The sequence below is a fragment of the Sagittula sp. genome, from assembly GCF_052825245.1.
In genome coordinates, this window is the sequence record NZ_JBRBWD010000060.1 from 76,574 (window position 1) to 90,221 (window position 13,648).

Sequence of the window (13,648 nt, forward strand, 5' to 3'; positions counted from 1 at the left end):
TCCGTTTACTGCGTATCGAGCGAGATGGTCAGGCCGCGCGCCGCGCCCACGGTCTCGTTCCACAGGTCCACGCAGCCTTCATAGGAGGCTTCGCACCGCGCGCCCCACTCCGGCAGGATCTTCGTGGCGGAAATCTCGGCCACCTTCGCCTTGTCCTCGTCCGAAACCGGCACCAGCGTCATGTCGTAGGATGTGTAGATCCCTTCCGGGCACTCGCCGCCGGTGGAACACGCCTGCGCCGTGCCGTTGGTGGTGATCGCCAGCTCCCAAAGCGCCGCCTCCAGATCGGCCATGACCGTCTCGAAGGCCGCGCGCTTGTCGTCGTCGAGGCCGTTCAGCCAGTCGAGGTTGACCACATGCGCCTGCACCGACCCGGACACCGACAGCGGGTAAAGGTGCGTCGTCACCTCCGGCCACTTGCCGGTGTTGGACGAGGTGGGCGAGGTCACGCCGCAGGAAGCGACGCCGCGCTGCAGGGCCGGATAGACCTCGGGGAAGGACAGGGTCACGGGCGTCGCGCCCAGCTCTTCCAGCAGCATCGACATCGAGGCGGTGAAGGACCGCACCTTCAGCCCGTCCAGATCGCCCAGCGTGGACATGTCGGCGTTGCACAGGAAGACCTGCGGGCCGAACGGCCAGATCGCCATGGCCTTGGCGCCGAATTTCTCGCCCAGGCGGGCGTTGAAGGCCTCGCGGTAGGCATCGACCGCGCCTTTCAGGTCCTCCATGTCGGTCGAGACGCCGATCAGGTCGATGCCTTCGAGGAACGGATCGTCCTTCGCGGCACTGCCCACCTGCACCGTGGCAAGGTCGAAGGCGCCCGAGCCCACCAGCCGCAGCGCATCGGCAAGGTTCACGCCCAGCACCTGGAATTCGTTCCGGGTGACCTCGAAGCCCGCCTCACCGGCAGCTTCGATGGCGGCGATCTCGGCGGGGTATTGCGCGGCGCTTTCCTGGCTTTGGGTCAGCCAGCGCAGGGACTGGGCTTCGGCGGGGGCCGTCAGGGCCAGACCGGCAGCAGCCGCCAGCGAGAGAATCGAGACACGGGAAAGACGAGGCATGGCAGGGAGCTCCTGTTGCAGAGGTGAAATCCGTGGCGCCCGCTCAGACATCAGAACGGTTACGGCGCCGACCGCTCAATCAAGGGGCAGGATTGTTAACAATTCAAATTTATTTTGTGCGCAATTTTTGCGCCAAGCCGGTGAAGGTGGATGCGGAACTGGATATTTTCACGCATTTTCATATACCTAACTGACACACCCCGTTTTCGGGCCCGAACAGGGCAGGATTGCGTGCCTCCCGGCCAGTGCCTAAGATTCACGCGTCACAGCCACACGAGATCGCAATTGGCCCGCCTCAACGTCGCAGAGACAGAAGTCTACGAACGAATCCGCACCGCCATCGGCGACAGGCAGCTCTTGCCCGGCCAGCGGCTGCGCGAGGTGGAGTTGTGCCGGATCTTCGACACCACCCGCGGCACGATCCGCAAGGTGCTGGCGCGCTTGGCCTTCGACGGCCTGGTGGATCATCAGCCCAACCGCGGCGCCTCTGTCGCGCAGCCGACGGTGAAGGACGCCGCCGACCTCTTCGTCGCCCGCCACTGCATCGAACGCGCCATCGCCCACGAGGCCGCGGCGCGCATCGACACCACGGCGACGGGACGGCTGCGCGCGCACATCGAGAAGGAGAAGGCGGCCCACGCCAGCGGCGACCGGCAACGCATGATCGCCCTGTCCGGAGAGTTTCATCTGCTGCTCGCCCAGATCTCCGGCAACACCATCCTGGGCCGCTATCTCGCCGACCTGATCGCGCGTGAATCGCTGATTATCCAGCTTTACGAGATCCCCGACCAGGGCAGCTGCTCTCATGACGAACACGCCGAGATCGTGGAGGCGCTGACCGGAGGCGACACCGACCGGCTCGACGCGGTGATCAAGGCGCATATCGACGGCATCGCGGCGACCCTCGACCTCGAACCCGTCCACGCGGAGCGGCCCAGCCTCGAAGAGATCTTCAACCGCTGACCGCCTGTGCAAGCCTTTCGACGGGACACGACCCGGCGGCCCTTACGGATGACGGCAATCGTCATAGTTACCTCCGCGCCTTGCACCCTCTACCCCGCCGCCTCATGCGCGATCACACGCGACAGCGCGGGCGGCAGCCCGACAGACCCCTTGGCGACCGGCTTGCACGCCCTGCCCTCAAGACGCAGGCGCAGGGAGGCCAGCGTCATGGCCTGCGCCACGGCGGCGGCGATGGGATCGATGACGATGCCCGGGATCTCCGAGGCGACCTCCGGCGCAAGCCCGGCCAACGGCGCGCCGCCAAGGATGACCACGTCGGCACCGTCCTCGGCCACGGCGCGCCGCGCCAAGGCCACCAGTTCGGCGCGCATGTCCCGCGCGGCATTGGCCACGTCGTCGCCATGGGCATCCGGAGTGCGCACCCCAGCGAAGCGCGCGCCCAGCCCGGTCGCGTGAACGCAGTCGGTGTACCAGCGCCGCATCACCGGGGAAAAGGTGACGATGGACAGCCGCTCGCCCAGCATGGCGGCGGTCAGCACGGCGGCCTCCGCCATGCCCACGACGGGCACGTCGAACACCTCACGCGCACCAGCAAGCCCCGGGTCGCCAAAGGCTGCGATCACCACCGCATCGACGTCCTCGATGTGCTCGGCGATCATACCCAGCGCGATGCCGCCTGCGACCTGCGCCTCCGCCCGCGAAGCGATGTAGGGGAACCCGGTCGTCGCCGTCAGCGGCACGATCTCTGCCCGGTCGCCGGCAAGGTTGCGGGCGATGTCGGACATGGTGTCCGTCATGGCCTGTGTCATGTTGGGATTGACCAGCAGAATGCGCATCAGGTGGCCCTTTCGTGCTCTTTCGGGGCCAAGGCGGCCGTGATGGTCCGTGCGGTCGCAAGGAGGTCGGCGTCGCGCCCCCGCGCGGCAATGATCTGAAGCCCGATGGGCAGGCCCACGTGTGTACGGGCAAAGGGGATCGTCAGCGCGGGACAGCCCGCGTGGTTGGCCTGCGGAGTAAATGCCGCATGATCCCGCGGCGCACAGGGCTGTCCGCCGATCTCCTGCGGGGCCAGTTGATCGACGGGCCAGGCGGGACATGGCGTCGTCGGCACCACAACCAAGCCGAAGCGGCCGAGAAAGCCGTTCAGGATCGCGCCCATGCGGGCCGATGCGCTTTTCGCCTCGGCAACTCCCGCGTCTTCCAGTCCCAGTCCGGTCTCGATCTGCACGGCAAGGTCCGGGTCGAAGATGGCCGGGTCCTCCTGCCAGGCCGCACCGAACAACCGCGCAAGACCGGCGTGCTGCAAGGCCATGACGGAACCGCCGTTCAGCCCCTGCCACTCCGGCGCCGCCTCGGTCATCCCGAACCCTTGCGTTTCAAGGCACCTGACAACCGTGTCGAAGGCGGCGGTGACGTCCGCGTCGAGGCGCTGGCCAAGGCCGAAATCCGCGCTCCACGCATAGGGGCCGGGGATGGGCGTGCCGGGGGGCAGATCGCCCAGAACGGACATGGCAAGCGCGATGTCCTCCAGCGTCCGCGCAATCGGGCAGATGACCGAGATGCCGTCCACCGGCTCCTCGAAGCCGGGCCCGTAAGGCACGATGTCCTGCGTCGGCTTGAAGCCGTAAAGGCCGGTGTGCGCCGGGGGACGCCGGGACGATCCGCCCGCATCCGTGCCGAGCGCCAGCGGCGCCATGCCCGCCGCCACCGCAGCCACCGGCCCGCCAGACGATCCGCCCGTGGTGAGGTCCGGGTCCACCGGGTTGCGGGTCTTGCCGTGTAGCGGCGTGTTGGTCACGCCCTTGCAGGCAAACTCCGAACAGGTCGCGATGCCGAGGATCATGGCCCCCGCCGCGCGCAGCCTCAGTACGGCCTGCGCGTCCTCCGGGGCGACGAAATCCGCGAACAGGCGGGACCCTTGCGTGACCGGCAGTCCCCTGACCCAGATGTTGTCCTTGATGACCACCGGCACGCCCGCAAGCGGCAGGTCCTCTCCGGCGGCGAGACGCGCGGCCACATCCGCCGCCTCATCCTCCAGCGCGGGGTTCAGGGCCGTCATCGCGTTCAGCGCCGGATTGCGCTCCGCCACGCGCGCCCGCGCAGCCACGGCCACCTGCGCCGGGGTCATCTCGCCTGAACGGACACGCGCGGCAAGTTCCGCGGCGGAGAGGTCCATGGGATTCATGCCGCGCCCTTCTGCGCCCCGGCCCAGCAGGCCGCGATCTCGCGCCGCGGGGCGATCCAGACGTCGTCCTGCGCCGCGATATGGGCCAGCACGTCCTCCAGCCCTCCGATCCGGCCCGGCCGCCCGATCAGGCGCAGGTGCAGGCCGATGGACATCATGCGCGCCGCCTTCCCACCCTCGGCATACAGCCGGTCGAACGCGCCGATCACGTACTCGCTGAAATCCCGCGCCTGGACGAAGCCGCCACCGGGCGAAAACCGCATGTCGTTTGTGTCGAAGGCATAGGGCAGGATCACGTGACCACCGGTCATCCGCGGGATGTCGTCGTCGTAAACGTCGCTGTCATAAAGGAAATCGCCACGCGCGATCAGAATGTCGCGCGTGTTGACCGAAGGCGCAGAGCGCGTGTGCCAGCCCACCGGCGCCACGCCGCAGGCCGCCTTGATCGCGGCATGGGTGCGCTCGATATCCGCCTCTTCCTCTGCCCTTGTCATGTGCGCGTGCCGCTGCCAGAGCCAGCCGTGACAGGACACCTCGTGCCCGCGCGCCACGATGTCCTGCATCAGCCAGGGGCTGCGTTCCGCCACCCGGCCGCAGGTCGAAAAGGTCGCCTTAACCCCGTAGCGGTCGAAGGCGCCTGCGATGCGCGCATAACCCTGCCGCGTGCCGTAGGCGAAGTGCGTCTCCATGCACGGATCGGGTGCGCCCTCCACCTCCTCGCGGATCTCGTAGACACTTTCGTTGCGCGGGTCGCCGTCGCCGATGGACAGCTCCGCCCCCTCTTCCACGTTCACCACGAAGGACACCGCAAGCCGCGCGGCATCTGGCCAGCAGGGCGCGGGCTCGGCGCCGAAGTAGCCTTTGAAATCGCGTCGGTCGTTCATGTCCTCACCCCTGGATCATGCGGTTCAGGCCGACCGTGCGCGCGCCGAAGACCAGCACAAGGATCGCCAGCAGGATCAGCCCCGAAGACATGGCCGCCAGCGACGGATCGGGCTGTTCCTCGAGGTATTGCAGCATCTTGATCGGCAACGTCTTGTTGCGCGCATCGGTCAGGAAGATCGAGATCGGGTAGTTGTCCATCGACGCGAGGAAGGCGAAGAGGCCCGAGGTCAGGTAGGCCGGCGCAAGGTTCGGCACCAGCACCTTCAGGATCGCCTTCGGATAACTCAGCCCCAGCGTCCGCGCCGCGTCGATCATCGAGAAATCGAATTGCGCCATCGACGCCAGCAGCGTGCGCATCACGAAGGGCAAGGTGATGACGATATGCCCCAGCAGCAGCGAGACATAGGCGTCGCGCAGCCCGATCTCGCGGAAGAACTGCAGGAGCGCGACACCCACCACCAGCCCCGGCATCATCAGCGGCGAGACGGCGAAGGTGGCAATCGCCTCCCGCCCGCGGAAGTTGCCGCGCGTCACAGCGATGGAGGCAAGCGTGCCCAGCACCAGCGAGATCAGCGTCGACACGAAGGCCAGGTTCAGCGACAGCACCACCGCATCCCAAAGGCCCGAGCGCCGTTCCAGCGAGGCGTACCAGCGCAGCGACCATTGCGGCGGCGGCAGCGTGTAGACCGGCGAGGCCGAGAAGGACGCGGCCACGGTGATGAAGATCGGCAGCATCAGGAAGACGACGCAAGCGAGGGCGATGATCCAGCTCAGGACACGGAAGATGCGGTCGGTCTGGGTCATTGGCGCGCTCCGAGGCGTCGGGCCAGCCAGCTCGAGAACACGACCACGAAGATCGCGATGGCCAGCAGCACGGCGGATATGGTCGACCCCAACGGCTCGTTGCGCAGGTAGAGGAAGCTGCGGGCGATCAGCATCGACAGGGTCTGCTGGCGCTCACCCACGATCAGCGAGGGGATCACGTACATCGAGATGGCCATGGAGAAGGTGAAGGCCGACCCCGCCACCACGCCCGGCAGGGTCAGCGGCAGCGTGACGTGGAAGAACCGGAAGAACGGCCCGGCGCCAAGCGAGGCCGCCGCCTCCGGCAGTCCGCGGTCAAGCTGGCGCACCACGGCGTAGATCGGCAGCACCATGAAGGGCAGGAAGACGTTCGCGGCACCGATCACCAGCGCGGTTTCGGTGAACAGCATCCGCACCGGCTTTTCCGTCAGGCCGATCCATTGCAGCGTCGTGTTGATGAAGCCGTTGGCGCGGAACAGGATCGACCAGGCGAAGGCCTTTACCACCACGCCCAGCGACATGGGCAGCACCATCGCCACGAGGAAAACGGTCAGCCAAGGCCCCTTGGCGCGGCTCATGACGAAGGCGGTGGGATAGGCGATGAAAAGCGCCAGCAAGGTCGTCAGCGCCGCGACCCGCAACGTCCGCCAGAGGACACGAAGGTTGTACTCGTCGGCAAAGAAGGCGCGGTATTCCGACAGCGAAAACCCCTCGGCCGTCTGCACCGACTTGGCGAGCAGCATCAGCAGCGGCAGCGCGTAGATCACCGCGAGGTAAGCCAGCCCCGGCACGGCGAGAAGCGCGATGCGGTCGACGCGAGAGGTCATGCCGCGACCTCGTAGGCCAGCGTGTCCTCCACGCCCCAACCCAGCGTGACCTCCTGTCCGCGGGTCAGGCCGCTGCGGATACCGGGCAATTCGCACAGCACCCGGTCGTCCTCCTGCGCCGCCCCGTGCAACACGGTCTTCGAGCCCAGCACCATGACGTCGACCAGTCTAGCGGTGATGGTGTTCTCTCCCGCGCCGACAGAGATCAGCTCGGGCCGGACGCCCAGCAGGACCCGGGTGCCGACGGCGGCGTCGCTCTTGGCGCGCAGCTTGCCATAGGGCGTATCGACGGTGATCGTTCCTCCGGCTTGCTCGGCCACCGTGCCGGTGATCCGCGTGGAGAGGCCGACGAAGTCCATCACGAAGGGCGACGTGGGCCGCGCGTAAAGCGTCGAGGGATCGGCGAACTGCTCGATCCGGCCGGCGTTCATCACCGCGATCCGGTCGGAGACGCCCATCGCCTCTTCCTGGTCGTGGGTCACGAAGATGGCGGTGATGCCGCGATCCAGAAGCAGGGATTTCAGTTCGACCTGCATCGTCTCGCGCAGCTTGCGGTCGAGGGCCGAGAACGGCTCGTCCAGCAGGAGCAGATCCGGCCCGACCACCAGCGCGCGCGCCACGGCGACCCGTTGCTGCTGGCCGCCCGACAGCGCCGCGATGGGCCGGTCGGCAAATTCCGTCATGCGCACCAGCGACAGCGCCTCCGCCACGGGCGCACCCGTGGCGCCCTTTGCCATGCCCCGCGCGCGCAGCCCGAAGGCCACATTCTCGGCCACGGTCAGGTGCGGGAACAGCGCGTAGTTCTGGAAGACGACCGACACGTTGCGCTTGTGTGCAGGGAACCGCGTGATGTCGCGGCCGTCCAGCACCACCGATCCCTCGTCCGCCTCCAGAAGGCCGGCGACGATGCGCAGCAGCGTGGACTTGCCACAGCCCGAGGGACCGAGGAGAGACACAAGCTCCCCCCGGTTCACCCGGAAATTCATGTCGGACATGACCCGTGTGCCTTTGAACGATTTTTCCACGCCCACGACGTCGAGGTAACGGGAAACCGGTTTGCCTTGATCCAGAGCCATGTCCGCAGTCCGCCTCAGAGCGCCATGAGCTTGTCGAAGCGTTCGATCCACGCGCGGCGGTTCTCGGCGACGAAGGCCCAGTCAGGGGAGTAGATCTCAACGCCCTCGGGGATGACGGCGCCCGCGGTGACGGTGGTGTTCGCAGGGACCGACGAAGCGAAATCGGCAATCGCCGCCTGCATGGTCTCGCCCAGCATCTCGTTGACGTAGGCCTGCGCCAGTTCCGGGTTCGGCCCGCCCTTCACGAGGCAGATGCCCGACGGCATGGCAAAGATGCCTTCCTTCGGCGCGGCCAGGTCGACCGGCACGCCCTCTGCCTTGCGCGGCAGCGTGTAGGACGAGAAGTTGCCCGCCAGCATGGAAATCTCGCCCTGCTCCAGCAGGTTGAAGGCCTGAGACATGGTCGTGTAGACCGACAGCAGGTTCGGCTTCAGTTCTTCCAGCTTGGCAAAGGCCGCGTCGACCTCGTATTGCGCCTCCGAGAACGGCTTGCCCGATCCCAGCATCGCGGCGACGAACATGGTCCACATGCCTTCGGTGTTCTGCAGTGACGGGATGATGACCTGCCCCGCATTCTCCGGCGCCCAGAGCGCCTCCCACGACGGCACGCCCTCGGCGAAATCGGTATTGTAGGCCACGCCCGCCCAGGGCTGGACGTAGTTGCACCACATGCCGTCCATATGCACCGCGTCGGCGCGCAGGTCGGTCATGTTCGGCACGGCGTCAGCGGTGATCGGGGTCAGCAGGTCGGCCTCGACCGCCTGGATCATCACCGGGTCGTCCATCTGCACGACCGAAAGGTACGGCGCATCCTTGTTGGACGCCATCTTTTCGAGGTTCACGGACGACTTCGTGCCCTCGAACAGGATGTCGGCGCCGATCGTTTCCTTCATGTGCGGTGCGACGATCTCTTCCATCCAGGCGGTGTGCGAGCCGGCGCAGCCGATGACGATCTCGCTCGACTGGGCGCGCAGGATGGAGGGGGCCGCCAGCGTGCCGACGGCGGCCATGGCGGAGGTGCGCAGCAGGGTGCGGCGCGTGAGTCCGGCTTTCTGAATCTGTGTCATGACGTTCCTCTCTGTTCGGGTCATGAGACCATTTCGGTGTCTGAAACGCCGGTTCTTCTGCCGACTTGAAAATGGAATGCCATTTGTCTTAGCTCGATTCTGAGGGCCAGATGCGAGGCTCCACCCGCTATCGGCGGCTCGGAAACATAAAGACGTCAAATTTTACGCCCTCTCCGGCGGTGACGCCCAACTCGTAGGCTAAAGGAAAATCAAAATGGCATCCCATTTGAGAAACGTCACGATCGTCTCACCCGGCGCACCGGTCCTGAAGGACGCGGAGATCGTCATCGGCGACGACGGATTCGTGGCAGAGATCGGCCAAGGTCTTGCCACGCCCGAGGGCGCAGAGGTCACCGACGCCAAGGGCGCACTGTGCCTGCCCGGCTTCGTCAACAGCCACAACCATTCGCCCCTGACGATCGTGCGCGGCATGGTCGAGGACAGGGGATTTGCCCCCGCCTACATCCCCGGCGTCCCGCAGGGGCACTGGCTGTCAGAGGAAGAGACGCTCGCACTTGCCCGGCTGGGCGTTCTGGAAATGCTGATGGCCGGGGCCACAACCATCGTCGACTACTACCGCTGCCCGGAGGCGCTGGCCCGCGCCGCAGACGAGATGGGCCTGCGCGCCATGGTCGGCGGCCGCGTCATGGACATGGACACCGCCGCCCTGGCCGAGGGCCGCTTCGAACGCGCCCCTGCCCTGGGCGAAGAAACCCTGCGCGCCGCACTAGACCTCGTGGCGAAGTGGGACGGGCACGAGCGGATCGGCACCATCCTCGCGCCGCACGCCCCGGACAGCTGCTCCCGCGACATGTTCACGGAGTTCCGCGCCCTTGCCGACCGCACCGGCAAACAGGTGCACACCCACCTCAGCCAGTCGCAGATGGAGGTGGATCAGCTCCTCGCCCGAGAAGGCATGACCCCGACCGAATTCCTGGACGACGTGGGGCTGCTCTCGCCTGACCTGATCGCCGCGCATTGCATCTTCATGTCCGACAGCGACATCGCCCGCTTCGGCGCGGCGGGCGGTGTCGTGACCCATGCCCCCATAGGCAACGCCAGCTTCGGGGCTGCCGCGCCGATCAAGGCGTTGCGCGACGCGGGGGCCACCATCACGCTCTGCACCGACACGAAATCCGCCGACATGTTCGAGGCGATGCGCATGGCCATCGCAACGGCACGCTGGCGCGCGGGCATGTCCTTCGACCTCGACGCCGCAGAGGTCTTCAGCTGGGCCACCTCCGGCGGGGCGGACGCGCTGAAGGGCCACGCGGCCACCGGGCGCCTGCGGGTCGGCGACCCCGCCGATCTGGTCCTGCTCGATCCGCTTGCGCCCAACCTGCGCCCGGTCATCGATGGCGTCGGCGTCCTCGTGCACTCCGGCTCTGCCGGCAACGTGACGGACGTCATGGTGCAGGGCGACTGGCTGGTGCGCGACCGCAGACCGACCCGTGTCGACGCAGCCGAGGTGGTGGCAGAGGCGCAGCGCGTGTCGGACGGGCTCTGGGCCCGGGCCGCAGCCGCCTGAATGGTCAGAGAAGCGCGGCGACGGTCTGGCCGGTGTGCAGCAGGTGCTGTCGCCAGATCCGCGCCGCGTGCTCCGGGTCCCGCTGCCGCATGGCCTGCATCAGCACCTCGTGCTCCGACACGGCCTCTGTCAGGCGCTCGGGCTTCATGATCGCCAGGAACCGCCCGCGCCGCGCCCGCGCCATCAGCCTGCGGTGCGTCTCGAACACGATACCATTACCGCAACGCTCCACGATGAAATCGTGGATCTCGGAGTTCGTGTCGAAGTAATCCGCGTGGTTGCCGATCTTGTGGTAGGTCAGCATCCGGTCGTGCATCTCTTCGAGCGTGTCCAGCGCCTCCTCGTCGATGGTCTCGGCCAGCCTCTCCGCCGCGAGGCTTTCCAGCGAGGCGATCACGTCGAACAGTTCCAGCGCCTCGGCGGCGCCGTACTGCAGAACCTGCGCGCCCTTGTTGCGGGAAATTGCGATAAGGCCGTCGGCGTCGATCAGCTTCAACGCCTCGCGCACCGGCGTGCGCGACACGTCGAGTTCGGCAGAGATCTTGCGCTCCACGATGCGCGATCCCGGCGGGTAGACGCCCTTGACGATCCTGTCGCGCAGGATGTCGGCCACCCATTGCGCCGTCGCCGTGGGCGCGTCCGTCGCGCGTGTGCCCTCGATTTCCTCGACCATCAGACGATCCGATACACTGACAAAAAATGGCATTCCATTTTCACTGTCGCGTTTCGGGAAATCAAGCGGGCAGGACCGGCTTTTCACGAAATCCGCCCGGACGGCCGCGAGGTGCCGAAGACACGGGCGCAACGGTCCCGCGTCCGGGCTCCATTACAGACCCATCCTGGCACCCGGAACGCGGCAACCGGACGGCCGCCGCGTCCAGCCGATCAGACCGTCATGACGACCTTGCCGAAGTGCTGCCCGGCCTCCAGTTCGCGATGCGCGCCCGGGGCATCCGAAAGCGAGAACACCCGGTGGATGACCGGCTTCACCGCGCCGCTTTCCAGCAGAGGCCAGACGTGCTGCGCCAGGTCGGCGGCAATCAGGCCCTTCTCGGCAGGAGTTTGCGGGCGCAGAGTGCTGCCACACAGGGTCTGCCGCTTGCGGACCATGCCCTCGACGTCGACCTCCGCCTTGCCGCCGCCGAGGAAGGCGATGACGACCAGCCGCCCGCCGATGGCGAGGGAGGCAAGGTTGCGCGCGAGGTAATCGGCGCAGATCATGTCGAGGATCACGTCGACGCCACGCCCCTCCGTCAGGCGCGCGATCTCCTCCTCGAACTTCGAGGTGCGGTAGTTGATCGCGGCCTCTGCGCCCAGCTCCAGACAGGCGGCGCATTTCTCCTCCGTCCCGGCGGTGACAAAGACCCGCGCCCCGAAGGCTCGCGCAAGCTGGATGGCGGTCGTCCCGATCCCGCTGGCGCCGCCGTGGATCAGGACCGTCTGCCCCTCCCGGAGACCGCCGATGCGGAACAGGTTCGTCCAGACGGTAAAATACGTCTCCGGCAGCGCGGCGGCCTCGACCGCCGAAAGGCCCTTCGGCCAGGGCAGGACCTGCTCCACCGGGGCGACACAATATTCCGCGTATCCGCCGCCAGCGACCAGCGCGCAGACCTTGTCACCGGGCCGGTAGCCTTCCACGCCAGCGCCAACCTCCACGACCTCGCCTGCGACCTCCAACCCCAGCGCCTCGCTCACGCCCGGCGGCGGGGGATAGCCGCCCAGGCGCTGGCGCAGATCGGGGCGGTTCACCCCGGCGGCCTCCACCCGGATCAGCACTTCGCCGTCGCGCGGCTCGGGCATCGGCGTTTCGCGCAGTTCCAACACTTCGGGACCACCCGGCTCACGGGCGAAAACGGCGTTCATTGTGGTTGGCATGGTGTTCACCTTCCTAGGGACAGATAAGTTGCAGCGGCGCAGAACAGGCTGGTGACCGCCAGCATCAGCAGCGTCAGACGGAGGTTGTCGGACCGCACCAGTTCGCCGCCCGGCAGGCCCATCACCCGGCCCGCGATCAGCACGTTCGCGGTAAAGGGCGAGGCGGCGGCAGTGATCCCCCAGCCCGTCTTGGCCGCGACGGCCATCCAGATAAGGATGCTTTCGGGCACGAGCGGATGCAGCACACCCAGGAGGATGCTGGTCGACACGATGGGATTGACCGCAACGAGGCCCGCCCCGACCATCACGAAGGGGATCAGCCCCACGGCCAGCGGGAAAACCGCATCGGGCGGCACCGGCAGGCCCCCTGTCTGGCGGGAGATCGCCTCGGAAATCACCGCCCCGATGAAGCCCGCGCCGCCCACGATGACGATCTCGTTGACCGTTGTGGCGACGGAGACTGCGGCCTCCTGCGCGATGCCGGGACGGCGGGGATCGCCGGACTGCATCGCCCACCACCCCAGCGCAAAGGCCAGAACGGCGAACAGCACCGCTTCGGGCAGGGTCAGCGCGGTGACCTGCTGCAGCGCGATGGCGCCGCAGACCAGCAGGCCGACCCGCAGGACCACCCGGCCAAGCACGCGGCGGTCCGCGCGTCCGGGCATGGCGCGCGTCGTGGACGGCGGCTGCGGCGCGGCGCCCCTGCGCGACATGACGTAGCCTGCGGTCATGTAGAACGCGGCGGCGGCGAGGCCGAAGGGCAGCACCTCGAAATAGCCCACCTCCGGCAGGATCGAGAGGGTGATAATGGTCGACAGCGCCAGAGGCGACCACATCGGCATAGCCCCGAACCCGCGGATCATCGACAGCGTCAGGTCCCTCAGCGCGTTCTGCCGCACGAGGGTCTCTCGGCTCTGCGCAAGAAGCGCGGCAATGACGCTGACCGCCCCGAAATTCAGGAAGATCGAAAAGACGTGGGTGCCCACGGTGACGAAAAGGTAGCGCGCCCCGCGCGGGCGGCTGGCCACGACCTCGGCCGCGTCGCGCACATCGGGGGAGCGTGACGCCGCGCGGCTGAGCATGTTTAGCGACATGAGCAGCACCGACAGGAAGGTGACCCGCGCCATCGCCCCGGTGGGCCCCAGGATCCCCGTCGCCAGCGACCAGACGAACAGCACGGCGACGATTGCGCCGATCACGGCGGCCGAGCGTGTCACTTCCAGCCGGTTCACGAAGACGAAGACGGCCAGCAGCAGGGCGACCGGCACTCCGGGCAGCGGCAGGGGCAAGGCGATCTGCGCCGTCGCCGCCACCAGCAGTCCCAGCGCCACGACGAGGTTCAGCCCGTCCCTCGCCGTCATCTCTGCCGCGTGCGCA

13 protein-coding genes are annotated in these 13,648 nt (G+C 67.4%); 2 read left to right on the forward strand and 11 right to left on the reverse strand.

All coding sequences use genetic code 11. The features are described 5' to 3' along the window. Nucleotides 1–5 precede the first annotated feature (5 nt). On the reverse strand, nucleotides 6–1,061 hold the full coding sequence (locus ACU0DV_RS24140) for a TRAP transporter substrate-binding protein (RefSeq protein ID WP_370316114.1): 1,056 nt from the start codon (nucleotides 1,059–1,061) through the stop codon (nucleotides 6–8). 285 nt (nucleotides 1,062–1,346) lie between these two features. Here ACU0DV_RS24140 and ACU0DV_RS24145 point away from each other — a divergent pair, with 285 nt between their 5' ends. Then, on the forward strand, nucleotides 1,347–2,024 hold the full coding sequence (locus ACU0DV_RS24145; protein ID WP_446240641.1) for a GntR family transcriptional regulator: 678 nt from the start codon (nucleotides 1,347–1,349) through the stop codon (nucleotides 2,022–2,024). 89 nt (nucleotides 2,025–2,113) lie between these two features. Here the strand turns inward: ACU0DV_RS24145 and ACU0DV_RS24150 are convergent, their stop codons facing one another. Genes ACU0DV_RS24150 through ACU0DV_RS24180 form a run of 7 tightly spaced genes read right to left on the reverse strand, consistent with a single transcriptional unit; the run spans nucleotide 2,114 to nucleotide 8,868 of the window. Continuing rightward, nucleotides 2,114–2,860, reverse strand: coding sequence for an aspartate/glutamate racemase family protein (locus tag ACU0DV_RS24150; protein WP_446240640.1), 747 nt, complete (start codon nucleotides 2,858–2,860; stop codon nucleotides 2,114–2,116). After that, nucleotides 2,860–4,209 (reverse strand): amidase, encoded by a 1,350-nt coding sequence (locus ACU0DV_RS24155; protein WP_446240639.1) that lies wholly within the window; start codon nucleotides 4,207–4,209, stop codon nucleotides 2,860–2,862. Before ACU0DV_RS24155 ends, ACU0DV_RS24150 begins: the two co-directional genes overlap by 1 nt. Continuing rightward, a complete protein-coding gene (locus ACU0DV_RS24160) occupies nucleotides 4,206–5,093 on the reverse strand; it encodes an allantoinase PuuE (protein WP_446240638.1) in 888 nt (295 codons plus the stop codon). The genes ACU0DV_RS24155 and ACU0DV_RS24160 overlap by 4 nt, the downstream gene beginning before the upstream one ends. Nucleotides 5,094–5,097: 4 nt before the next feature. After that, a complete protein-coding gene (locus ACU0DV_RS24165; RefSeq protein WP_446240637.1) occupies nucleotides 5,098–5,898 on the reverse strand; it encodes an ABC transporter permease in 801 nt (266 codons plus the stop codon). Beyond that, complete coding sequence (locus tag ACU0DV_RS24170; RefSeq protein ID WP_446240636.1) at nucleotides 5,895–6,725, reverse strand: ABC transporter permease; 831 nt, start codon at nucleotides 6,723–6,725, stop codon at nucleotides 5,895–5,897. The genes ACU0DV_RS24165 and ACU0DV_RS24170 overlap by 4 nt, the downstream gene beginning before the upstream one ends. Continuing rightward, nucleotides 6,722–7,801 (reverse strand): ABC transporter ATP-binding protein, encoded by a 1,080-nt coding sequence (locus ACU0DV_RS24175; protein ID WP_446240635.1) that lies wholly within the window; start codon nucleotides 7,799–7,801, stop codon nucleotides 6,722–6,724. Before ACU0DV_RS24175 ends, ACU0DV_RS24170 begins: the two co-directional genes overlap by 4 nt. Nucleotides 7,802–7,815: 14 nt before the next feature. Beyond that, nucleotides 7,816–8,868 (reverse strand): extracellular solute-binding protein, encoded by a 1,053-nt coding sequence (locus tag ACU0DV_RS24180; protein WP_446240634.1) that lies wholly within the window; start codon nucleotides 8,866–8,868, stop codon nucleotides 7,816–7,818. A 214-nt stretch (nucleotides 8,869–9,082) separates the two neighbouring features. Here ACU0DV_RS24180 and ACU0DV_RS24185 point away from each other — a divergent pair, with 214 nt between their 5' ends. Further along, nucleotides 9,083–10,396, forward strand: a complete 1,314-nt coding sequence (locus tag ACU0DV_RS24185; RefSeq protein ID WP_446240633.1) for an amidohydrolase family protein — start codon at nucleotides 9,083–9,085, stop codon at nucleotides 10,394–10,396. 4 nt (nucleotides 10,397–10,400) lie between these two features. Here the strand turns inward: ACU0DV_RS24185 and ACU0DV_RS24190 are convergent, their stop codons facing one another. The 3 genes from ACU0DV_RS24190 to ACU0DV_RS24200 all read right to left on the reverse strand — a co-directional run bounded on the left by ACU0DV_RS24190 (nucleotide 10,401) and on the right by ACU0DV_RS24200 (nucleotide 13,632). Then, nucleotides 10,401–11,102 (reverse strand): GntR family transcriptional regulator, encoded by a 702-nt coding sequence (locus ACU0DV_RS24190; protein ID WP_446273612.1) that lies wholly within the window; start codon nucleotides 11,100–11,102, stop codon nucleotides 10,401–10,403. A gap of 179 nt (nucleotides 11,103–11,281) precedes the next feature. Continuing rightward, the gene (locus tag ACU0DV_RS24195; RefSeq protein WP_446240632.1) at nucleotides 11,282–12,271 is read right to left on the reverse strand and encodes an NAD(P)H-quinone oxidoreductase; all 990 of its coding nucleotides are present in this window, start codon (nucleotides 12,269–12,271) and stop codon (nucleotides 11,282–11,284) included. A gap of 5 nt (nucleotides 12,272–12,276) precedes the next feature. Continuing rightward, a complete protein-coding gene (locus tag ACU0DV_RS24200; RefSeq protein ID WP_446240631.1) occupies nucleotides 12,277–13,632 on the reverse strand; it encodes a hypothetical protein in 1,356 nt (451 codons plus the stop codon). Between the last annotated feature and the right edge of the window lie 16 nt (nucleotides 13,633–13,648).